Annotated in this window: 21 protein-coding genes; 12 read left to right on the plus strand and 9 right to left on the minus strand. The window is 52.4% G+C overall.

The genetic code is table 11. From position 1 onward, the window contains the following. Positions 1-35 precede the first annotated feature (35 nt). The 3 genes from LMED105_RS07860 to LMED105_RS07870 are packed head-to-tail and all read left to right on the plus strand — an operon-like array spanning position 36 to position 3,459. The gene (locus LMED105_RS07860; protein WP_008250009.1) at positions 36-1,925 is read left to right on the plus strand and encodes a potassium transporter Kup; all 1,890 of its coding nucleotides are present in this window, start codon (positions 36-38) and stop codon (positions 1,923-1,925) included. A gap of 49 nt (positions 1,926-1,974) precedes the next feature. Continuing rightward, positions 1,975-2,196, plus strand: coding sequence for a DUF3820 family protein (locus tag LMED105_RS07865; protein ID WP_008250023.1), 222 nt, complete (start codon positions 1,975-1,977; stop codon positions 2,194-2,196). 12 nt (positions 2,197-2,208) lie between these two features. Further along, the gene (locus LMED105_RS07870; protein WP_008250025.1) at positions 2,209-3,459 is read left to right on the plus strand and encodes a TIGR03862 family flavoprotein; all 1,251 of its coding nucleotides are present in this window, start codon (positions 2,209-2,211) and stop codon (positions 3,457-3,459) included. On the opposite strand, the gene LMED105_RS07875 is transcribed toward LMED105_RS07870, so the two are convergent. Beyond that, positions 3,449-4,168, minus strand: coding sequence for a class I SAM-dependent methyltransferase (locus LMED105_RS07875; RefSeq protein ID WP_156799593.1), 720 nt, complete (start codon positions 4,166-4,168; stop codon positions 3,449-3,451). The genes LMED105_RS07870 and LMED105_RS07875 overlap by 11 nt on opposite strands. A 105-nt stretch (positions 4,169-4,273) precedes the next feature. On the opposite strand from LMED105_RS07875, the gene LMED105_RS07880 reads away from it, so the two are divergent. Together LMED105_RS07880 and LMED105_RS07885 are read left to right on the plus strand one after the other, a co-directional pair. Beyond that, on the plus strand, positions 4,274-5,113 hold the full coding sequence (locus LMED105_RS07880) for an SDR family NAD(P)-dependent oxidoreductase (protein WP_008250028.1): 840 nt from the start codon (positions 4,274-4,276) through the stop codon (positions 5,111-5,113). Positions 5,114-5,127: 14 nt separating this feature from the next. After that, a complete protein-coding gene (locus LMED105_RS07885; protein ID WP_008250029.1) occupies positions 5,128-6,108 on the plus strand; it encodes an NADPH:quinone oxidoreductase family protein in 981 nt (326 codons plus the stop codon). Positions 6,109-6,112: 4 nt separating this feature from the next. On the opposite strand, the gene LMED105_RS07890 is transcribed toward LMED105_RS07885, so the two are convergent. The 3 genes from LMED105_RS07890 to LMED105_RS07900 all read right to left on the minus strand — a co-directional run bounded on the left by LMED105_RS07890 (position 6,113) and on the right by LMED105_RS07900 (position 8,033). Further along, positions 6,113-6,511 carry a GreA/GreB family elongation factor gene (locus LMED105_RS07890; protein ID WP_040512796.1) on the minus strand — a complete coding sequence of 133 codons (399 nt, stop codon included), beginning with the start codon at positions 6,509-6,511 and terminating at the stop codon, positions 6,113-6,115. 219 nt (positions 6,512-6,730) lie between these two features. Beyond that, a complete protein-coding gene (locus tag LMED105_RS07895; RefSeq protein ID WP_008250031.1) occupies positions 6,731-7,354 on the minus strand; it encodes an LON peptidase substrate-binding domain-containing protein in 624 nt (207 codons plus the stop codon). 43 nt (positions 7,355-7,397) lie between these two features. Continuing rightward, the gene (locus LMED105_RS07900; RefSeq protein ID WP_008250032.1) at positions 7,398-8,033 is read right to left on the minus strand and encodes a LysE family translocator; all 636 of its coding nucleotides are present in this window, start codon (positions 8,031-8,033) and stop codon (positions 7,398-7,400) included. Between the two features lie 104 nt (positions 8,034-8,137). On the opposite strand from LMED105_RS07900, the gene LMED105_RS07905 reads away from it, so the two are divergent. From LMED105_RS07905 to LMED105_RS07915, 3 genes are all read left to right on the plus strand, one after another. Then, complete coding sequence (locus tag LMED105_RS07905) at positions 8,138-8,989, plus strand: LysR substrate-binding domain-containing protein (RefSeq protein ID WP_008250033.1); 852 nt, start codon at positions 8,138-8,140, stop codon at positions 8,987-8,989. Between the two features lie 87 nt (positions 8,990-9,076). Then, positions 9,077-10,399 (plus strand): GDSL-type esterase/lipase family protein, encoded by a 1,323-nt coding sequence (locus LMED105_RS07910; RefSeq protein ID WP_008250034.1) that lies wholly within the window; start codon positions 9,077-9,079, stop codon positions 10,397-10,399. A gap of 29 nt (positions 10,400-10,428) precedes the next feature. Further along, positions 10,429-11,244, plus strand: a complete 816-nt coding sequence (locus tag LMED105_RS07915) for an MBL fold metallo-hydrolase (RefSeq protein WP_008250035.1) — start codon at positions 10,429-10,431, stop codon at positions 11,242-11,244. A 7-nt stretch (positions 11,245-11,251) separates the two neighbouring features. Here the strand turns inward: LMED105_RS07915 and LMED105_RS07920 are convergent, their stop codons facing one another. The 5 genes from LMED105_RS07920 to LMED105_RS07940 form a co-directional block, all read right to left on the minus strand. Then, positions 11,252-12,025 (minus strand): enoyl-CoA hydratase/isomerase family protein, encoded by a 774-nt coding sequence (locus LMED105_RS07920; protein ID WP_040512895.1) that lies wholly within the window; start codon positions 12,023-12,025, stop codon positions 11,252-11,254. A gap of 22 nt (positions 12,026-12,047) precedes the next feature. After that, complete coding sequence (locus LMED105_RS07925) at positions 12,048-13,517, minus strand: LVIVD repeat-containing protein (RefSeq protein WP_008250037.1); 1,470 nt, start codon at positions 13,515-13,517, stop codon at positions 12,048-12,050. Between the two features lie 19 nt (positions 13,518-13,536). Next, a complete protein-coding gene (locus tag LMED105_RS07930) occupies positions 13,537-14,202 on the minus strand; it encodes a DUF305 domain-containing protein (protein ID WP_008250038.1) in 666 nt (221 codons plus the stop codon). Between the two features lie 81 nt (positions 14,203-14,283). Continuing rightward, positions 14,284-15,330, minus strand: a complete 1,047-nt coding sequence (locus tag LMED105_RS07935; protein ID WP_008250039.1) for a nitronate monooxygenase family protein — start codon at positions 15,328-15,330, stop codon at positions 14,284-14,286. An 8-nt stretch (positions 15,331-15,338) separates the two neighbouring features. Next, positions 15,339-16,658, minus strand: coding sequence for an MFS transporter (locus LMED105_RS07940; RefSeq protein WP_040512897.1), 1,320 nt, complete (start codon positions 16,656-16,658; stop codon positions 15,339-15,341). A 156-nt stretch (positions 16,659-16,814) separates the two neighbouring features. Between LMED105_RS07940 and cyoA the strand changes: the two genes are divergently transcribed. Genes cyoA through cyoD form a run of 4 tightly spaced genes read left to right on the plus strand, consistent with a single transcriptional unit; the run spans position 16,815 to position 20,847 of the window. Beyond that, positions 16,815-17,849: a ubiquinol oxidase subunit II gene (gene cyoA, locus LMED105_RS07945; protein WP_008250041.1), complete on the plus strand. Its 1,035-nt coding sequence runs from the start codon at positions 16,815-16,817 to the stop codon at positions 17,847-17,849. Further along, complete coding sequence (gene cyoB, locus LMED105_RS07950) at positions 17,830-19,833, plus strand: cytochrome o ubiquinol oxidase subunit I (RefSeq protein ID WP_040512799.1); 2,004 nt, start codon at positions 17,830-17,832, stop codon at positions 19,831-19,833. Before cyoA ends, cyoB begins: the two co-directional genes overlap by 20 nt. Then, on the plus strand, positions 19,826-20,449 hold the full coding sequence (cyoC, locus tag LMED105_RS07955) for a cytochrome o ubiquinol oxidase subunit III (RefSeq protein WP_008250043.1): 624 nt from the start codon (positions 19,826-19,828) through the stop codon (positions 20,447-20,449). Before cyoB ends, cyoC begins: the two co-directional genes overlap by 8 nt. After that, a complete protein-coding gene (gene cyoD / locus LMED105_RS07960; RefSeq protein ID WP_008250044.1) occupies positions 20,446-20,847 on the plus strand; it encodes a cytochrome o ubiquinol oxidase subunit IV in 402 nt (133 codons plus the stop codon). Before cyoC ends, cyoD begins: the two co-directional genes overlap by 4 nt. Positions 20,848-20,859: the final 12 nt, after the last annotated feature.

A 20,859-nucleotide genomic window follows, 5' to 3' on the forward strand; every position in this document is an offset into this window, starting at 1 on the left:
GCAGTCTGTGTTTCTACTACAGATGCGTTACAACCATGAACAAACCAGAATCAAAAGACAAAACGAAGGCTGGCTTGGCCGCGCTTACCTTGGGTGCAATTGGTGTTGTATATGGTGACATTGGTACCAGCCCGCTGTACACGGTCAAGGAAGTGTTTGGCGAGAACAGTGGCGTACCATTGAACCCTGAGAATCTCACCGGCGCCATTTCTGTGATCTTTTGGGCACTGATGTTGGTGGTCACCTTGAAGTATGTGATCCTGATTTTGAAGGCCGACAACCATGGCGAAGGGGGTGGCCTGGCGCTGACTGCACTGGCGTCGGAAGCGGTACGAAAAAACCCGAAACTGAAAACCTTGTTGCTGTTGATTGGTGTATTTGGTGCCACTTTGTTTTATGGCGACAGCGTGATTACACCTGCAATTTCAGTATTGGGGGCCATGGAGGGGCTTACGCTAATTACCCCGACATTAACGCCTTACATCATTCCGCTCAGCGTATTGATTCTGATCGGCCTATTCGCTGTGCAGCGTTATGGAACTTCAGTGGTGGGGCGCTTCTTTGGGCCGATTATTGTGTTGTGGTTTGCTACTTTGGGTGCAGTGGGTGTGGCCAATATTTTGAGCGCGCCTGAAATTTTGTATGCCCTGAATCCTGTACACGGCATTCAATTCATTCTGGATCGGGGTTGGGGTTTGTTTGCAGCATTTGGCGCAATTGTGCTGGCTTTGACCGGTGCGGAGGCGCTGTACGCTGACATGGGCCACTTCGGCAAAAAACCGATTCGCATGGCCTGGACGTTTTTGGTGTTTCCGTGCTTGGCCTTGAATTACCTGGGACAGGGTGCTTTGCTGATTGCCGATCCCGGTGCCATTGAAAATCCTTTCTATCGTTCTTTCCCTGATGCCTGGGTAATCCCCGTACTTTGCCTGGCAACCATGGCCGCAATTATTGCCTCACAGGCAGTGATTTCCGGCGCTTATTCCATGAGCAAGCAGGCCATTCAATTGGGCTTTTTGCCACGCATGAAAATTCAATACACGTCGGCCAAAGAGTCGGGTCAAATTTACATGCCGGCCGTGAACTGGTTGTTGTTGGCGGGTGTTTTGTTGGCGGTGTTGATGTTTCAGAATTCGTCGAACCTTGCAGGCGCCTATGGCATTGCAGTGACGCTGACCATGCTGATTACCACCACGCTAACTTATTTTGTGATTCGCCACAGCTGGGGTTTGCCAGCGTGGTTGTCGGTGGGGGCCACGATCTTCTTTGTTCTGATTGACTTGTTGTTGGTCATCAGTTGTGCATTCAAGTTGTTCGATGGTGGTTGGTTCCCGATTGTGTTGGGTTTGGCTTTGTTTGTGGTGATGTCCACCTGGTGGCGCGGTCGCAAATTGCTGATGAAAAGTATCCAGAAAGACGGCATTGATCTAAACGATTTCTTGCCTACGTTGAATGTAGACCAAATCAACCGCGCTTACCGCACAGCCGTGTACCCGGTTGCCGACCCTGGCAAAGTGCCCATGGCTTTGCTGCACAACTTGAAGCACAACCAGGTGTTGCATGCATCGAATGTGATATTGACGGTGGTGTTTGAAAGTGTGCCTTGGGTAAGCGAAGCGAGCCGGGTTGAAGTGAAGTCGCTCAGCCGAGGATTCTGGCAGGTAACAGTGCGCTATGGCTTCATGAATACGCCAGACATTCCCAAGGCGCTTGAGTTGACCGATGAGGTGGGTCTTAAAATTTCTCTGTTCGAAACCACCTATTTTTTAAGCCGGGAAACCGTGGTGCCTACGGCAGGTTCTGGCATGGTCAAGTGGCGCGAGCAACTGTTTGCCACCATGAGCCGCAATGCAGGGGGTGTGGTTGACTTCTTCAGGTTGCCTTCAAACGCGGTGGTGGAGTTGGGTACACGGGTACAGATTTGATGAATGAAAGCTGATCGAGTGTTGACTGCATTGCTTTATAATTTCGCACATGAATCCAGACGATCTACAAAAGCTTGTCACCATGAAGATGCCTTTTGGTAAACACCAGGGTAAGTTGCTTGCCGACTTGCCCGGCAATTATCTGAACTGGTTCGCACGCGAAGGCTTTCCGAAAGGCGAGATTGGCCGTTTGCTTGCCCTGATGCAGGAAATTGATCACAACGGTTTAAGCCATTTGCTCAAACCACTGCGCAACCCCACCTCAAATTAAAGTAATCGTTGCATGCCTGACTCCTTGAATAAAACCGTGGCAATTATTGGCGGCGGCCCCGCAGGTCTGATGGCTGCAGAGGTGCTCAGCAACGTGGGTGTGCAGGTGGATGTGTTCGATGCCATGCCTTCATTTGGGCGCAAGTTTCTGCTGGCGGGCATTGGTGGTTTGAACATCACGCACAGCGAGGATTACACCAAATTTTGCACCCGCTATGCGGACAGGCAGTCTCATTTACAAACCACACTCAACTTGTTGCCGCCAGAACAATTGTGCGAATGGGTGCATGGCTTGGGCATAGAAACATTTGTGGGTACTTCTGGCCGGGTGTTTCCGAAGGAAATGAAAGCAGCGCCCTTGTTGCGGGCCTGGTTACACCGCCTGCGCAGTAAGGGTGTGCGCATGCATGTGCGCCACAGGTGGCAGGGTTGGGGTGCGAAGGGACAATTGCAGTTTTCAACACCAAATGGGGTCATCGAATATGCACCCACTGCCACGGTGCTTGCCCTGGGTGGGGCCAGTTGGCCCAAGCTGGGTTCCGATGGGGCCTGGGTGCCTTGGCTGCGAAATGAAGGCGTTGAGGTGACTGAGCTTGAAAGCGCCAATTGCGGTTTCGAGGTGAAGTGGAGTGATTACCTGCGCGAAAAATATGCAGGAGCACCCTTGAAGTCGGTTGCCTTGAAGTTCACCAACCTGCACGGCCAGGAAAGCGAGCGGCAGGGTGAAATGGTGATTGGCCAGCATGGGGTAGAAGGCAGCCTTGTTTATGCGTATTCACGCGAAATTCGCCAACGCTTGAATGCGCAGGGTAGCGCAACTTTCACGCTCGACCTGTTGCCCGGGCGCAGCGTTGATCGTGTTCGATCTGAAGTGGCAGGGTTTGCACGCAGCAGCCATTCTTTGCCCGCTTACTTCAAAAGTAAACTTGGCCTTGCTGGCGTGAAGCTGGCCCTGCTGCATGAAGTGTTGAGCAAAGAGGATTTCCAGAATTCAGAAAAACTGGTGTCAACCATCAAGGCGCTGCCGATCACGGTGCAGGCCGTACGGCCAATCGATGAAGCCATCAGTACGGCAGGTGGTGTGCGCTTCGAAAGCATGAACAGCAATTACATGCTGACCAACAAGCCAGGTACATTTGTCGCGGGCGAAATGCTGGACTGGGAAGCACCCACCGGTGGTTATTTGCTCACCGCGTGCTTTGCAACCGGCATGGCTGCCGGGCAAGGTGTGTTGCAGTGGCTGAATGATTCAACTACGGGTTGATGAAGGTAATCATGTTTTGCCAACTCAGGCTTTCGGCTTTCTCGTATTTCAAGCCTAGGTCTTCGGCTTCTTTTTGAACCTGCGCCACGCTCATGGTGTGTAGCGCTTTGATGGGTACGTCGGGATCAAAAGCCCGGTATTCCACAAATACAATCTTCCCGCCTTTTTTCACCGCTTTCATCAGCGATTGAAGTGTTTCGCGCGGGTATTCAAGCTCGTGGTACACATCCACCATAATGGCCATATCCAGAATTCGATCCGGAAGATTCAAATTCTTTTCAGTGGACTGTTGAATTTGCAGCCTGCCTTTGGGCAAACCATCCGCCTTCTTTTGCAGCATCTTGATCATTTGCGGTTGAATATCGACCGCCCACACCACACCATTGGGTGCAATTTTTTCGGCCATCATTTGTGCAATGTGCCCAGTGCCCGCCCCAATGTCGCCCACCACCATACCCGGTTTCAGGTTCAGTTTCTGGATCAGTAAATCGGTGCGCTCCTCTTGAAGGCGCTGCGGGCGTTCAAGCCAGGGGGCACCTTGCCAGCCCATTACTTTCGAGATTTGGCGATCGCAATAGGATTTGCCAATGCCATCGGGGTGGGGGTTGGGTAGGGTGGCGTAGGTGCAGCCTGCTTGGGCCGCGCCAGTAATCCAGAACGATGACGCAGTCATTAAGATTGCCAAGAACATATTGACTCGATTGTTCATTGCTTCCTTCCCCGCATTACTTCGACCACTTGCTTCTGTTAATCTGGTTTTTGACTCAGCATAAGCTGAAAAATAAAAAAATAGAGAATTCGGAGACAACAATCAATGAACAACTTCAACGGCAAAACAGCCGTGATCACCGGGGCAGCCAGTGGAATTGGCTTGGCTTTGGCCAAACATGCCGGTGCCATGGGTATGAACCTGGTGCTGGCCGATATCGATGAAGCCGCACTTCAGGCCGCAACAGAACAGTTGAGCCTGCCAGCAGACCGTGTTTTGGCCTTGCGTACCGATGTGCGCCATGCAGCAGAAATCAAGGCGCTGGCTGATGCTGCCTATGCCCGGTTCAATGGTGTGCACCTGTTGTTCAACAATGCGGGTGTGGCTTTGGCACGCACCACTTGGGAACACACTGTGGCCGATTGGGAATGGATTTTGCAGGTGAATTTGTGGAGTGTGGTACACGGTATTTCCGAATTCCTGCCGCGCATGCAGGCGCAAGGTGGCCCCGCGCACATTGTGAATACGGCATCGGTTGCGGGCCTTGTGTCCAACCCCGGTATGGCGGCATACAACGTCAGCAAGCACGGTGTGGTCACTCTGAGCGAAACCTTGAGCCTTGAGTTGCAAATGACTCAATCGCCCATTGGTGTTTCCTTGTTGTGCCCGGCTTGGGTGCCCACCGGGATTGGCAATTCTGAACGCAACCGGCCTGGCGATGTGGCGCACACCAATTCGATTGAAGGATTTTCTGCACAGTTGAACAAGCGGATTGGCAAAGCCATTGCAAGCGGGCAATTGACCGCCGATGACATGGCGGTGGAAACGTTCAAGGCAATTTCTGAAAAGCGCTTTTACGTGATTCCGCACGGCTACATGTTCCCGGTGATTGAAACCCGGATGAAGGAAATTCTTTCGCAGCAAAATCCCACCTTACCCAAATAAAAAGAGGACAAAAAATGAAAGCATTGATGTGTAAAACCCTGGGTCTTCCCGACACTTTGGTATTCGAGGAAACCGCCGATCCACAGCCCGGGCCAGGCCAAGTGGTGGTTGATATGAAAGCGGCCGGTGTCAATTTTCCGGATGCGTTGATGATTCAAGGCAAATACCAGTTCAAACCCGCTTTGCCTTTTGCGCCAGGCGCTGAACTGGCCGGTGTGGTGGCAGCACTGGGTGAGGGCGTCAAGAATGTGAAAGTGGGTGATCGCGTGATTGCCATGTGTACACATGGTGCTTTCGCCGAAAAAGTGCTGGTGCAGGCCAAACAGATTATTCCGATGCCACCGGCCATCAGTTTCGAGACTGCGGCATCGTTCACCTTGGCCTATGGCACCTCTTACCACGCACTGAAAGGCCGTGCCCAATTGAAAGAGGGCGAAACCCTTTTGGTGTTGGGCGCTGCAGGTGGGGTAGGCCTTGCGGCCATTCAGATCGCGAAAGCCCTGGGGGCCAAGGTGATTGCGGCAGCCTCCAGCGCGGAGAAGCTGGCGATTTGTAAAGAGAATGGCGCAGATGAACTGATTAATTACAGCAATGAAGATTTGCGTGAACGCGTGAAAGAACTCACAGGTGGCAAAGGGCCCAATGTGATTTTTGACCCCGTGGGCGGCAAGTTTGCAGAGCCTGCATTTCGAAGCATTGGCTGGAATGGACGCTACCTGGTTGTCGGTTTTGCAGACGGTGAAATTCCAAGTATTCCACTGAATCTGCCCTTGCTGAAAGGTGCTTCTATCGTGGGAGTATTCTGGGGCGATTTTGTGAATCGACAGTTGTTTGACTTCATCAAAGACCTGGGTGAAATGTTTGCCTTGATCGAACAAGGCAAATTGAAACCACTGGTGTCTAAAGTGTATTCACTCCCGCAGGGCGCACAGGCCCTGCAGGATTTACTGGACAGAAAAGTGGTGGGTAAAGTGGTGATTACTGCCAACACTTGAGAGGCTAGGTGGTGTAGTCACCACTGGCCTCTGGTTGAAACAGTATTTCTTTGACCACCGCAAAATGCTGCTCTCCGTTGGGGGTTGCCCACTGCGCCACTGTGCCCGCTTTTCGACCAAGCAGGCTTGCGCCGACTGGCGAAAGCACTGAAATGTAGCCCTTTGCAGGCTCTGCATCGCTTGGGTAACACAGCATCAGTTTGTTGGTTGATCCACTTTCTGTTTCAACAATTGTGAACAGGCTGTTCATGGTGACAACGTCTGCGGGAATATCTTGTGGCTTGATGAATTCGGCATTATCCAAGGCCGCATTTAATTCGGGTGGAAATGGCGCATTCAGTTTGGAAATCCGAGCTAGATCAAGCTCGTTCATCCATCGCTCGGACGTCAGTAGTTTTTTCATTGTTTAACTCTCAGGCAGTTGCGCTTGGAGTGTGCCCGGCGATGCGTGTGTTGTGCGCAAAATTGGGGGGTAGGTGATCGCCGGGCTTAAGAATGTGCGGCCGGCGGACAAACATGCATGCGACCAGCTGCCTTGCTATTGAGCAAGGCGAGCAGTTGGGCAGCGAAGTGTTTGTTAAAGGTCAGCATGGCCGAATGGTAGGCCGCTTCCCTGATTAGGTCAACTCTTGAGCAAACCTTGTGCCGCCAAGGTGTCGTCAATTAACTCAAGCCGAAGCAAAGGATTGTCCAAAGCAAGCAGTTGCAGCTTGGTGGGCTTGTCCAAGGGCAATAATTCGCACCAGCGGTTGGCCACCCAGCCACAATCCATGAGTTTGTAGGGTTTGCGAAACGGTAGTTGTTCTTCGGCGATTTCTTGCTCATCAATCGAGTTAATCAGTCGTGCCAAGGCATTTGCGCTGCCTTGCAGGTAGTCTGGAATTTCAACCACAGGGTCAACTGGCAGGGGCTGAGTTTCACCTATCCACAGGCCGTTTTTCTCTTGTGAAGCATTTAACAGCTTGAAGCGCTGGCTGCCCACTGTCGAAATTTCTATCAGTGTTGGGGTTACAAATTCATGCTTTTCTATATTCACCAGCGTGCCGATTTTTGCCAGTTGAATTTTCTCATCAGGACGGCGTACCTCGTTGCCGTCCAGCAGGCTGATTACTCCAAACGGTGCTTTGTCGCGCAGACATTTTTTCATTAAGTCGAGATAGCGGACTTCGAAAATTTGAAGGTTTAAAACACCTTGTGGATACAGCACCGTGGTGAGCGGGAAAAGGGGCATGGCCGCTTGAGACATTGTCAAATTCCTTGGATAAATCTTCTACAACAATCCAAGCATATCAACCCAAGGCTTGTATTGCCATCTCGGCGCTCAAAGCAAGCAAGGTAATTCCCATCAGCAAACGCTGAGCAAGAAGCCATGCCGGTTTACGTGCAAGAAATTCAGCTATGCTGCCGGAAAATATTGCCATACAGGCATTCACACCCGCGAACATCGCGATTAGCAAGCCGCCGTAAAACAGCGATTGCTGCAATACCTGGCTTTTTGTTTCATCAATAAACTGAGGCAGCAAGGTCAAAAAAATTAGTGCAAGTTTGGGGTTAAGCAGACTGGTGGTCGCCCCCATGGCAAATAATTTACCTGCATGTTCGCGAGGCAAATGTTCATGGATTTCAAGAGGTGATCGACCACCTGGGCGAATGGCATTCCAACCTAGCCATCCCATGTAAACAGCGCCAAGGGCACTCAAAATTTGAGTGGCATGTGGCTGCGTTTTGAAGAAAGCTGTGATGCCATACGCAGCGCCAAACATGTAAAAAAGATAACCAACTACCACGCCACCCAGCGAAGTCAGTCCCGCCCGTCGTCCTTGCGTGATTGAACGTGAGATGACATAGACCATGTTGGGGCCGGGCGTAACAGACAACAAACCGCCCACCACCAGAAAAGCATATAGAGAACTCAGGTCATGCACTTTAAATATTCCTTGTTGGGTGAGTCGCGAGGTGGATTATTCAATACTGGAAAAATTTCGTAAAACGAATTAAATTGAACTGATTAATCAGAAAAGTTGATGAAATGAAAAAACTCGATCTGGATGCATTAACCATATTGGTTGCAGTGGCTGATTCAGGTAGTTTTGCGGCTGGCGCAGCTTTGGTGCACCGCTCGCCGTCGGCGGTCAGCATGCAAATCAAAGGGCTTGAGAGTCTTCTGGGCAAACCCCTGTTTTTGCGCGACACACGCAACTTACAGTTAACGGCGGAGGGCCATACCTTGTTGGGCTATGCCCGACAAATGCTCGCCTTGCGGGATGAAGCCTTTGCAGAATTAACCCGACCCGCTGTGACCGGGCGCGTTAGCATCGGTGTTCCTGATGATTATGCGTCGTCTTTGTTGCCACCAGTTTTGCGTAAATTTTCTGCCACTTATCCCCGTGTGGAAATACAGGTGGTAGGGCGACCCAGCAATCACATCGCGCAAATGGTCAAAGACAATGAAGTAGACCTGGCTGTAATCACCCGCACCAAGGGGTGCCCAGGGGTGTTGCTACGCCTGGAACCACTGGTGTGGGCGGGTTCCCCGAGCAACAAAAATATTTGGAAGGAACGCCCCTTGCCACTTGCACTGTTTGGTGAGGGAAGTACCGCGCGTATCCATGCTCTAAAGGCTTTGCAGCAGGCAAAAATTCCCTACCGTATGTCGTACGAAAGCCCGGCCGTGCAAGGCTTGGTTAGTATGGTAGACGCTGGCCTGGCAATTGCACCCCTGGCCCAGTGCGGTGTACCTGCTCACCTTACCCGATTGGGTTCTGCAGAGGGCTTGCCACCGTTGCAGCCCGTCGAGGTGGTGTTGTCCAGAAGCTTGAAATCGAAACGCCCTCCCTGTGATTATTTTGCTGAGTTGCTGGTTCAAGAACTCAGCACTTGAATCTGTCAGCCACACATTGCAGTACAAGTTGAATCAAATCCATCAGTAATTCCAGCTGCACAAAACAGCCCACGGAGACTAAAAGTCATGAAATTGCTGCTAAATGCGCTCGGTCTTTTGGCAGCGTCAGCATTATTGGGTGCGTGCCTTGGTGGCGCTGACAGTACCGATTCCTCTTCAACGCCACGGCTTGATTTACGCGAAGTACAAGCCAACATGGTGGGGGTTTGGTCAACTGCACCTTATGGCCCTTATCCGCTCGGGCCGCTGACTCAGGAAAACATACCCTTGCCTGGCGCACCCGAGTTGGCAAGCTTTCCGGGGGATCAGGCCGTTAACCGCAGCTTTCGAATGATCATCAACCCGACCTTGGGTGGCCAAGCGGTTCGTTTGCGGTTGTCCAATCTGGTGGGGACCCAGCCGGTGCGTTTCGAGAATATTTCAATCGCCAAAGGCAATCCTTTGTTACCCAATATCGATGAGTCGACTCGGGTTCCGCTAACAGTGAATGGTCGAGATTTCGGCGTGGCCATGCCAGGGCAGGAATTGATTACCGATGTGGCTGAGTTCGCATTCAATTCGCAGGAAGATTTGGCCATCACATTCCATGTGGCAGGCGAAAGTGGACCCATGACCTGGCATGCAGTCAGTTTTGGTCCGCAGTACATTAGCCCTCACAACAGTGGGGATGTGACCCGTGATTCTCTCGGCACCTCGTTCTCGCAAGTGTCGGTGGGGTGGTTTTTCCTGTCTGGACTCGATGCGTTCAATCCCCAGACCAAAGGCGCAATCGTAGCCATTGGTGACTCGATCACTGACGGGTTTTTACAGGTATTGAACCAACGCTGGACGGACCGCTTGGCCATGCGCTTGAATGCACAAAACGCCAACGTGGCAGTGTTGAATCAAGGGATCAACAGCAACACGGTGACCGCAGCAAGAAGCGGTTTTGCTGGTCCTCCATTGCTTGAGCGTTTTCGGCGGGATGTGTTGGAGCAGCCCGGCGTTAAAGGTGTGATTATTTTTGAGGGCACGAATGATTTGGGTGCCGGTGTGAAAGCTGAACCTGTGATTCAAGCCTATCAACAGCTAATACAGCAGGCGCGGTCCAATGGCTTGTGCGTGTTTATGGGTACAATCCCGCCGCGCGCTGACGTGGCATTCGGGTGGCTTCCCGATGGCCCTATCGTGAAAGAACCCGAACGGCAGAAAATCAATACCTGGATTCGTAGCACGCCTTTGATTGATGGTGTTGTTGATTTTGACGAAGTACTTGCTTTGCCTGGCATACCGTTGCCCAATGCGGCTTTGTTCATCCCCGACTTGCTGCATCCAAATTCACTTGGCTTTACCGCAATGGGCGATGAAGTGAATATTGATGCATTGCTGACCCGTTGCAATTTAAACTGAACTCACCACAACAACACGGAACTTGACTCATGAAAATTCACCACATGAATTGCGGCACCATGTGCCCAATCTGCAAGCGATTGATCAATGGCAGTGGTGGTTTTTTTGAACGGGCGAATATGGTGTGCCATTGTTTGCTGGTCGAGAGCGAGCAGGGTTTGATTTTGGTCGATACCGGTTTAGGTACAGGTGATGTGCTGGAACCTAACCGGCGTTTGGGTGCTGGCTTTGTAGCCATGTTGGCTCCTCAGCTGCGCATGGAAGAAACTGCGATTGAGCAAGTGAAGAACCTTGGATTCAAAGTCAGTGATGTGAAGCACATTGTGCCCACTCACCTTGATCTGGATCATGCTGGGGGCTTGAGTGATTTTCCCGGTGCGCAAGTGCATGTGTTCGAGCCTGAGCATCGCCATGCAATCAAGCCAAGCCTGCGTGATTCCTTGCGCTTCAGGAAAGCGCAGTTTGAGCACCAACCCAAATGGACCATTCACGACAAACCCACTGAAACCTGGTTTGGTTTTCAGGCCATTCGACCCATTGCCGGTATTGAATTACTGATGGTGCCGTTGATTGGGCACACGCGCGGGCATGTGGGCGTGGCGGTGAAGAACGGCAACAAGTGGATTTTGCATTGCGGCGATGCTTACTTTCATCGCAGTGAAGTGGCTTTGAAACATGAAGACCCCATGCCTGCAGGCGTGGCCTTTTTTGAAAAACTGGTGCAAACATTACCGGCAGAGCGGGTGGCCACACAGGCACGTTTGCGTGAGTTGGTCAAAAGCAGTGGCGATGAAGTTGAGCTGTTTTGCGCGCATGACCCCGTGGAGTATGCGCGCTATCTCTGAATCAGAGTCAGCCTTTTGCTTTTCGTGCTGCAGCCAATTGTGCTTGCAGCGCATCAATGCGCTGGTGGTTGTCTTCGGAACCAATGTAACTTCTGAACAGCCATTCCTGAGTGCGCATGGACATGTCCAGATCTTGGTTCAACACCACATTCGACAGTCGCTTGGTTTCAGCCAAACAGGCACGGTCGTATTGCGCCATATCGCGTGCAATTTGGGCAACCGAAGTCAGCAATTCACCTTCAGGAAATACCTTGCTGACATAGCCCATGCGCTCCGCTTCTGCAGCATCGTAAATGCGGCCAGTCAACGCCACTTCCTTGGCGCGACCCATGCCAATGATGCGCCACAGCGGGTCCATAATCGGGGTCAGCGACAGCACAATTTCACGCTGGCCAAACTTGGCGCGTGTGGAGGCGTAGCGAATGTCACACATCATTGTCAAATCAAAACCACCCGCAATGGCGGCACCTCCCACGGCACAAATGACAGGTTGTTCGCAAAACAGAATCGCGCGGTAAGCGCGGTGGAACAGGGCGGTGTAGGCCTCGTTGCTCACCTTCTCCAGTTTGCGAATTTCATTCAAATCGAACCCTGCTGAAAAGTAGCGCTCGCCGCCAGTGAACACAATCACGTTCACGTCTTGCCGCGCACCCAGCGTGTTGAACATGTGTGTTACTTCTTCCAGTACATCGGGCGCAAGCGCATTGCCTTTGTCGGGGCGGTTAATCGTGACAGTGGCCACGCGTTCGGCCACATTCAGGGTCAAATACTCAAAATTCATTTGCATTGTTTCCAGTTGTTTTTTATTTCCAGGCATTGTTCGTTACCTTGACCACATAAAAGCCCTGGTAGCCATCGGTGTACCAGATTTCTTTTCGTTCCGGCACAAATGCAGGGCTGGACATGGCCCAGTTGCTCGCCGGTGCGGGCAACGTTAGCACACGTGGCTTCACTGGTGCGTTGAAGTAGGCCACTTCAACCGGGTTGGCCGGGTCGCGAATGTCAAAAATCCGAAGGCCTGACAAAATCATGCTGCAAGCCACAATAGTGGGGTCCACGCGGGTGGGAATATTGCAGTAGTGCCCCGCATAGCCACCTGTGGGGTTTTGAGCCCCCGGGTCGCTGGCAATTTCTTCACGGTTGGCGATGTTGTGCACATCCAGTCGCAGGTTGGAAATTACTTTGGGCTTCGTTTCATCTGAAATGTCGATAATGCGTGCTGCACCCACGTTGGGACCATGAATACCGACAGGAAGGGGGCCACTGTTGCCGCCCGAGTATTCATCAATTTCCATCACATACTGTTTGCCATTGCGTGTGAAGGGAATGGCGTTTTGTGGAATGGTCACAGTGTCCCAGCTTACTCGGGAAATTTCGCGCACCTGCGGGTTGGCTTTGCGGGCCTGAATTTCAGAAATGTCCAGAATCAACATACCTGCAGGGTCGCCAATACTGGCCACATAGGCGCGGTTGCCATCAGGGCTGATGGACAGGCCATGCGATGAATATTGGCCGGCCCAAAGGGGGCGCGGCAGGCTTGGGTTGGAAATATCAAGCGCCACCAACGTGGAAGTAGAAGGTGAGCCCGAGAAGAATGTTTTACCGTCGGGAGAAATGCCGCTTTCATGTCCAAACAAACCCAGCGGTGTTGATGATTTCAACACCGGGTTGCGACAGTCTTCCGACACATCGTAAATATCCACAATTCCTGGGCCAAACGCCGGGTTGCCCAATACAGCGGCCAGCACGCCACCTTCCTGGCTCACCACCAGTGACTCATGGGGTGACAACATGGCAGGCGTGATTAGCCGCGCAGTGCGAACTGGCTTGGTGGGGTCGCTCATGTCGAACACATTCACGCCCAGTTCAAGGTCAAGAATGTTGGTGGGAAACAGCAAGGTGCTGTCAGCAAACGCGCAGTCGCGGCCCGCTTTGTCGCGGTAGCGTTCTACCTTGAAGCCACCTACGGTGCCAATAACGCGTTCGGGTGCGAATGAACCCACCATCTGTGTGTTGCAGGCAAAACCTGCAGCAGCCAAACCAGCATCGTGATCGGCTTGTGACACACGGCCTTGCATCCCTGTTTCAGGGCGCGAGCCCGGGCCACAGCGTCCTTGAGGTGTTGCAGTAATATTCAAACCATCGACCACTTGAGAGGGATTTGTTCGCACGCCGCTGAAAGAATTGCTGCTGTCGGAACTACCCAGGCAACCCGCAATCAGTGTGGGCAGAAGCAGGGCGGTGAGAACCAAAGGTGAGGATTGTTTCAACATGATCTAGAGTGTCTCCGGTTCAGGATTTTTTGAGTTGTTGTAGTTTCAATTGGATCCAGCCAATTTCCATGCCCTGTTCGCGAATCATGGAACTGGCCAAAGCCTTTACCAGGCTTGCCCCACCGTTTCGGTTTGCAAACCAGGCCATGGGAATGGCTGCACGGTGGTGGGCCAGCATCAGCTCAAGAAAAATAATCTCTTTCTCGGTACCTGTGGCGTTCTTCAGTTCTTCAAGTTGTTCGGGTGTGGCCACGCCAGCCATGGCACCGCCATCAGCTTTGCATTGGGCCTGGTAAAGCTGATCGTCTAGGTGGCGAACATTGGTGGCGTTTTCGACCCACGCCATGGGCGGGCCATCCAGCATTACGGGTTCGTTCCAGGCGGTCAGCCAGCCTTCCATCACACCCATTTCACGGGTCTGTTTCATGATGATGGATTGGGCCAATGCCTGAATTTCAGGCGATGCGGCGTCGCGCATCATCATTGACATTTGAATGGCTTGGGCATGGTGCAATAACATGCTGCGCGCAAAACCCGAGTCGATCGGGTCGATGGCTGGTTTCTTGTCTTGTGTGCTTTGCTGGAAAACAAAAAAACCAGCCACAAGTGCGCATAGGGCCAGTACGACAAGTATCAGGGCGCGTTTGCCCGGATAGGGTGATTGTTGGGACTTTGGGTGTTGCATGTCTCGCGGTGTATTTTTCTAATGTATATACACCTTCTACTTACAAAAACCCCTGTTGGATTCAGTACTTATTGTTCAAATTCAGTGCTGAAAACCTGGTGTCAACATGTCAGTAATGTCCCTGGCGCTGGCCGGTACGCAGTCGCTGGCATTCTGCCCGGCCCACAGCGGCGAGAAGTCGCCTGAGCCCATGCTTTCCGCCTTGGCCCGTAATGGTGCAATGCCAGGTGTGGCCAAAGGAAATTCGGGCGGAAATTCTGAAAGCGCACCGAGTTCTCGCATTACCCGGTTCACAATGCCGCGTGCTGGCCTGCCACTGAACAGGTTGGTCAGTGCAGTGTGGCGTGCAGCTTCACTTTGCAATGCTTTGCGGTGAATGGCACTGGTGCTGCATTCCGTTGCCAACAGATAAGCTGTGCCCACTTGCACTGCGCTGGCACCCAGGGCCATGGCCGCAGCCACGCCCTTCGCATTGGAAATACCGCCCGCCGCGATGACCGGCACATTCACTGCTTTCACAATTTGCGGTAGCAGCGCAAAGGTACCCATTTGCAGATTTAAATCATGATTCAGAAAGTGTCCGCGGTGCCCGCCAGCCTCCAGCCCTTGGGCAATGATGAAATCGCAGCCATTGGCCTGAAGCCATAGCGCCTCTTCCACGGTGGTGGCCGATGAAATGATTTGCGCACCCATGGCTTTCACGCGCTTTAGCAATTCAGGTTTTGGCAAACCGAAATGAAAGCTGACATAGGGAGGCTTGAACTCCTCAAGCAGTTCAGCCGATTCATCATTGAATGGAGTTCGGCCCTGACCGCTGGGAAATTCGTCAATGTTTAAACCCAACTCAGCGTAATACGGCGCCAGTGCATTTTTCCATTTCTGGTTGCGCGTGGCGTCGATTTCCGGTGGTGTGTGGGCGAAGAAATTCACGTTGTAAGGCTTCGCATTGCCTTTCTGAGTGGTGCCTTCTGCAATGGCCTGAAGTTCAGTGCGAAGCTGACTTGTAGTGAGCATGGCGCAGGGCAGGGAGCCCAGGCCGCCGGCATTGCTGACTGCAATGCACAGCGCACTGGTCTGCACACCCGCCATGGGCGCCTGCACAAGCGGGTATTGCGTGTTAAACAACATATTCAACCTTAATCTTTCAGTTCCAATGCACGGTTCAGGCTAAGCGCAGCCAGCGAACCCACCGCGCCTGAAAGCAGGTACAGGCTTACATACTCCAGTCCGAAATGTGCGGCCAGACCCAAAGCAACCAGGGGCGCGAAGCCCGCTCCAACCAGCCAGGCCAGGTCGGATGTCAGCGCAGCACCCATGTAACGGTACTTGGCTTTGAAGTTGGCGGTCACCGCACCAGCGGCTTGCCCGTAGGAAAGCCCCAGCAGCACGAAACCGATCAGGATAAAAACGGTTTGGCCGGTGTCGCCACCGTCCATCATGGAAGGCACAAAGAAGCTGAATAGAGCAATCAGGATCGCGAAGAAACCCAAGGTGTTACGGCGCCCCAGCTTGTCAGCGATCAGGCCACTCAACACCACCGAGCCAGCTGCAAGCACTGCGCCTGCAATTTGAATCACCAGGAATTCTGGTATGGACCGCTCGGAATGCAGCACAATCCAGGACAGCGGAAACACAGTCACCACGTGAAACAGCGCATAGCTGGCCAAGGCCGCCAAAGCACCCACCAAAATGTTGTGACCTTGCGAGCCTACAATTTCAGTGACCTTCACGGGTTGAAGTTCGCGTTCCTCCAGCAGGCGAGCGTATTCGGTTGTGGCCACCAAGCGCAGGCGGGCAAACAAAGCCACCACGTTAATCGCAAAAGCCACATAGAAGGGATAGCGCCAGCCCCAGTCCAGGAAGTCAGCGCTGGACAAAGCAGACAACAGGTAGGCAAACAAGCCTGCTGCAATCACGAATCCCAAAGGAGCACCCAACTGGCCCAGCATGGCGTACCAACCACGTTTGTTTTCAGGCGCATTCAAGGCCAAAAGCGATGGCAAACCATCCCATGAACCGCCGAAAGCGAGCCCTTGACCAATCCGCAGTACCGACAACAACACGATGGAGGCGACACCCAGCGATGCGTATGTGGGCAGGAAGGCGATGCCGGCTGTAGAAATACCCAACATGAAAAGGGCCACGGTCAGTTTGGTTTCACGTCCAAACTTTTGTTGCACCATCATCAACGCGACGGTACCGACCGGGCGAGCGATGAACGCAAACGAGAAAATAATAAATGAATACAGGGTTGCGGTCAGCGGGTCTTCAAAGGGAAAAAACACCTTTGGGAACACCAACACTGATGCAATCGCATACACAAAAAAGTCGAAATACTCGGATGCGCGCCCAATAACCACCCCGATGGCGATTTCGCCTGGGGACACATTGCTGTTACTGCCGTGATGGCCCGGTGTGACGCCTTGTTCTGCGTGAATTGTACTTGTGCCGGACATTTGAACTTCTCCTCGAATCTTTGCTTGCTTGAATATTATTTTTATTTTCAATGGGTTGAAAGTGAAATCTGCTGGCTGGGACAATATGTCCAATGCCCAGCGACACCCCATGTCAGTAAATTAGCATGAAATCAATTCCTAACCGTGCTGGGTATTATGTTCAAGCCACTGAAACGAAGTCTTTTGTTGGTGCCGCTTCTCCTGCTTGCAGGATGTAACACCATTGTGATGAATCCCAAGGGAGATATCGCTTCTCAACAGGCCGATTTGATCGTGTTGTCGACAGTGTTGATGTTGATCATCATTGTGCCGGTGATTTTCCTGACCTGCTTCTTCGCTTGGAAGTATCGCCAGGCCAACACGCAGGCTGAGTACGATCCTGAATGGGACCACTCCACCAAGCTGGAACTGGTAATTTGGGGTGCGCCGCTGCTGATTATCATTGTGTTGGGCCTGGTGACCTGGGTAAGCACTCACAAGCTTGACCCATATCGCCCGCTTGACCGCATTAACGCAAGCACACCTTTGCCGGCAGACCATGAGCCATTGGTGGTTCAGGTGGTGTCACTGGATTGGAAGTGGCTGTTCATTTACCCCGAGCAAGGCATTGCGACCGTGAACGAACTGGTCACTCCAGTGAATGTGCCCGTGCGCTTCAAGATCACCTCCAGCACCGTGATGAATTCCTTCTACATTCCTGCGCTGGCTGGCCAAATTTACTCCATGGCAGGTATGGAAACCACTTTGAACGCTGTGATTAATGAAAAGGGCAGTTGGGAAGGTTTCTCTGCGAACTACAGCGGTGCCGGGTTTTCCCACATGCGCTTTAAGTACAACGGTGTAAGCCAGGAAGAGTTTGACAACTGGGTTGCACGCAACAAATCGTACGGAAAAGAACTAGACCGCGCTGCTTACCTTGAACTGGAAAAACCCAGTACGAAGCACCCTGTCGAGCGTTTCGCCACAGTGGAACCCGAACTGTTCCACGCCATTGTCAACCGATGCGTGGTTGAAGGCACTGTGTGTATGGACACTCAAATGATGGCGGACTCCATGCGCAATCGAACTGATTTGTCGCCTGACGAACTGGCAATTTTGATCGAAGAAGCCATGTGCCGCATTCCGACCGACGACGCAAATCCACTCATCACTTCATCCAAGAAGAATGGCTATGACTCAGTATCCAATTGAAACAAGCCCGATATTCGGGCGGCTAACACTGAACGCAATCCCATACTACGACCCAATCATCATGGGTACGTTGGCCGTGGCGATGATTCTGGGTATCGGGCTACTGGCCATGATTCACAAATATCGCCTGTGGGGTACTTTGTGGAACGACTGGTTCACCAGCATTGACCACAAAAAGATTGGCATCATGTACATGGTGTTGGGCCTGGTCATGATGATGCGTGGCTTTGCCGATGCGATCATGATGCGTGCCCAGCAGGCCATTGCCTTCAACGGCAATGAAGGTTTCTTGCCGCCGCACCACTACGATCAAATTTTCACGGCCCACGGCGTGATCATGATTTTCTTCGTGGCCATGCCTTTGATCACCGGCCTGATGAACTACCTGATTCCTTTGCAAATTGGCGCACGCGATGTGGCGTTTCCGTTCCTGAACAACTTCAGTTTCTGGATGACAGCCATGGGTGCAGCGCTGATCATGGCGTCCCTGTTCGTGGGCGAATTTGCCATGACCGGCTGGCTGGCTTACCCACCGTTGTCGGGTGTGTTGCAAAGTCCGTATGTGGGGGTTGATTACTACATCTGGGCGCTACAAATTGCAGGGGTGGGTACTTTGCTTTCGGGTGTGAACTTGATCGTGACCGTGATCAAGATGCGCGCCCCCGGCATGACCATGATGAAAATGCCGATTTTCACCTGGACGTCCCTGTGCGCCAACGTGTTGATTGTTGCCGCTTTCCCAGTGTTGACAGCCGTGTTGGGCATGCTGACCATGGACCGTTATTTGGGCACCAACTTCTTCACGAACGACCTTGGTGGCAACTCCATGATGTACGTGAACCTGATCTGGATTTGGGGTCACCCCGAGGTTTATATCCTGATTTTGCCGCTGTTTGGTGTGTTCTCTGAAGTGGTATCTACTTTCAGCCGCAAGCGTTTGTTTGGTTACAGCTCCATGGTGTACGCCACCGTGGTTATTACCATTCTTTCCTACCTGGTGTGGTTGCACCACTTCTTCACCATGGGTAGCGGGGCCAGCGTGAATGCCTTCTTCGGTATCACCACAATGATTATTTCCATCCCGACGGGTGCGAAAATATTCAACTGGCTGTTCACCATGTACAAGGGCAAGATCAGTTTTGAGCTGCCCATGATGTGGACCATCGCCTTCATGATCACCTTCGTGATCGGCGGCATGACCGGTGTGTTGCTGGCCGTACCCCCAGCCGACTTTGTATTGCACAACAGCCTGTTCCTGATTGCGCACTTTCACAACGTGATTATTGGTGGTGTGCTGTTCGGTTTGTTTGCCGCCATCAACTTCTGGGCACCCAAAGCCATTGGCGTGAAACTGGATGAGTTCTGGGGCAAGGTGTCGTTCTGGTTCTGGGTCGTTGGTTTCTACTTCGCCTTCATGCCGCTGTATGTGTTGGGCCTGATGGGTGTAACACGCCGCATGAGTCAGTTTGAAGATCCTTCACTGCAAATCTGGTTCCAGATCGCAGCGCTGGGTGCCGCCATGATCGCTGTGGGCATTGCCGCCATGTTGATGCAGTTCTATGTCACATTCCGTGACCGTGCCAAGTTGCGCGACACCACCGGTGACCCTTGGGGCGGCCGCACATTGGAGTGGGCCACTTCAAGCCCACCTGCAGACTACAACTTTGCGTTCACCCCTGTGGTGTATGACACCGATGCCTGGGCTGACATGAAAAAGAACGGCTACAAGCGCCCACAGGAAGGTTTCGTGGACATTCACATGCCCAAGAACACCGCAGCAGGCGTGGTGATTGCCGGCATCAGCGCAGTGATCGGTTTTGCCCTGGTGTGGCACATCTGGTGGCTGGCGGCAGGCGGCTCCGTGGCCTTGGTGGTTGCCGTGATTGCACACACATTCAATTACAAGCGCGACTTTTACATCAAGGCCGATGAAGTGGCCCGTACGGAAGCCGCGCGCACGAAACTGGAGCAAGCCCATGTCTGACCTGACCATGAATGCACCCACTGATCCAAGCGCACGTTATTACGTAAAAGACCACCATCCCAAAAATGGCTCTTCGCTGGGTTTTTGGATCTACCTGATGAGCGACTGTTTGATCTTCGCTTGTTTGTTCGCCACCTATGCAGTCATTGGCCGCAATTACGCAGGCGGCCCCACCGGCGCAGAAATTTTCGACTTGAACCTTGTGGCCCTGAACACAGCGTTTTTGTTGCTGAGTTCAATCACCTACGGCGTGGCCATGGTGGGCATGCAAAACCGCAATGTGAAGAAAACCATTCAGTGGCTGGCCATAACAGGTGTGCTTGGTCTGGCGTTTTTGGCTGTTGAAATTTACGAGTTCTGGCACTTCATCAGCATTGGTGCCACACCGCAAACCAGCGGTTTCCTGACCGCCTTCTTCGCCTTGGTGGGCACTCACGGTTTGCACGTATTTTTCGGCATCATCTGGCTGGTGGTGTTGTTGTTCCAACTGAAAAAGCACGGCCTGATTGTTGAAAACCGCCGCCGCGTCATGTGCCTGTCCATGTTCTGGCACTTCCTCGATGTGATCTGGATCGGCGTGTTTACCTTTGTCTATTTGATGGGAGTATTGCCATGAGCGCGCATCCAAACAACATGAATGACCATCACGACCACCACGATGATGAGGATGAAGTGCATGTCAGCATGCGCGATTACACCATTGGCTTCGTGTTGGCAGTCATTCTGACAGTCATCCCGTTTGCATTGGTCATGGGCGGTGTGTTTGAAAGTTCAACCACCACGGCCTTGGTGATTTTAGGCTTGGGTGCTGTTCAAATGGTGGTGCACATGATTTACTTCTTGCACATGAACAGCAAATCGGAAGGTGGCTGGAGCATGTTGGCCATGATGTTTACACTCATTATTGTGGTGATTACGCTGGTGGGTTCAATTTGGGTGATGTACCACCTGAACACCAACATGATGCCGGGCATGAATCACGAGGCCATTGAGTCGATTCAACAACTGAAATAAAGGAGTTCGGTG

Origin of the sequence: Limnobacter sp. MED105 (assembly GCF_000170915.1) — a bacterium.
Classification (GTDB): domain Bacteria; phylum Pseudomonadota; class Gammaproteobacteria; order Burkholderiales; family Burkholderiaceae_B; genus Limnobacter.

Excerpts from the sequence above, each read along its gene's own strand:
- LMED105_RS07870 (WP_008250025.1), top strand. The coding sequence starts at position 2,209 with ATGCCTGACTCCTTGAATAAAACCGTGGCAATTATTGGCGGCGGCCCC.
- LMED105_RS07935 (WP_008250039.1), bottom strand. The coding sequence starts at position 15,330 with ATGTTGTTTAACACGCAATACCCGCTTGTGCAGGCGCCCATGGCGGGT.
- LMED105_RS07925 (WP_008250037.1), bottom strand. The coding sequence starts at position 13,517 with ATGTTGAAACAATCCTCACCTTTGGTTCTCACCGCCCTGCTTCTGCCC.
- cyoD (WP_008250044.1), top strand. The coding sequence starts at position 20,446 with ATGAGCGCGCATCCAAACAACATGAATGACCATCACGACCACCACGAT.
- LMED105_RS07885 (WP_008250029.1), top strand. The coding sequence starts at position 5,128 with ATGAAAGCATTGATGTGTAAAACCCTGGGTCTTCCCGACACTTTGGTA.
- LMED105_RS07860 (WP_008250009.1), top strand. The coding sequence starts at position 36 with ATGAACAAACCAGAATCAAAAGACAAAACGAAGGCTGGCTTGGCCGCG.
- LMED105_RS07890 (WP_040512796.1), bottom strand. The coding sequence starts at position 6,511 with ATGAAAAAACTACTGACGTCCGAGCGATGGATGAACGAGCTTGATCTA.
- LMED105_RS07915 (WP_008250035.1), top strand. The coding sequence starts at position 10,429 with ATGAAAATTCACCACATGAATTGCGGCACCATGTGCCCAATCTGCAAG.
- LMED105_RS07865 (WP_008250023.1), top strand. The coding sequence starts at position 1,975 with ATGAATCCAGACGATCTACAAAAGCTTGTCACCATGAAGATGCCTTTT.
- cyoB (WP_040512799.1), top strand. The coding sequence starts at position 17,830 with ATGACTCAGTATCCAATTGAAACAAGCCCGATATTCGGGCGGCTAACA.
- cyoC (WP_008250043.1), top strand. The coding sequence starts at position 19,826 with ATGTCTGACCTGACCATGAATGCACCCACTGATCCAAGCGCACGTTAT.
- LMED105_RS07875 (WP_156799593.1), bottom strand. The coding sequence starts at position 4,168 with ATGAACAATCGAGTCAATATGTTCTTGGCAATCTTAATGACTGCGTCA.
- LMED105_RS07895 (WP_008250031.1), bottom strand. The coding sequence starts at position 7,354 with ATGTCTCAAGCGGCCATGCCCCTTTTCCCGCTCACCACGGTGCTGTAT.
- LMED105_RS07930 (WP_008250038.1), bottom strand. The coding sequence starts at position 14,202 with ATGCAACACCCAAAGTCCCAACAATCACCCTATCCGGGCAAACGCGCC.
- LMED105_RS07880 (WP_008250028.1), top strand. The coding sequence starts at position 4,274 with ATGAACAACTTCAACGGCAAAACAGCCGTGATCACCGGGGCAGCCAGT.
- LMED105_RS07905 (WP_008250033.1), top strand. The coding sequence starts at position 8,138 with ATGAAAAAACTCGATCTGGATGCATTAACCATATTGGTTGCAGTGGCT.
- LMED105_RS07910 (WP_008250034.1), top strand. The coding sequence starts at position 9,077 with ATGAAATTGCTGCTAAATGCGCTCGGTCTTTTGGCAGCGTCAGCATTA.
- LMED105_RS07920 (WP_040512895.1), bottom strand. The coding sequence starts at position 12,025 with ATGAATTTTGAGTATTTGACCCTGAATGTGGCCGAACGCGTGGCCACT.
- cyoA (WP_008250041.1), top strand. The coding sequence starts at position 16,815 with ATGTTCAAGCCACTGAAACGAAGTCTTTTGTTGGTGCCGCTTCTCCTG.
- LMED105_RS07940 (WP_040512897.1), bottom strand. The coding sequence starts at position 16,658 with ATGTCCGGCACAAGTACAATTCACGCAGAACAAGGCGTCACACCGGGC.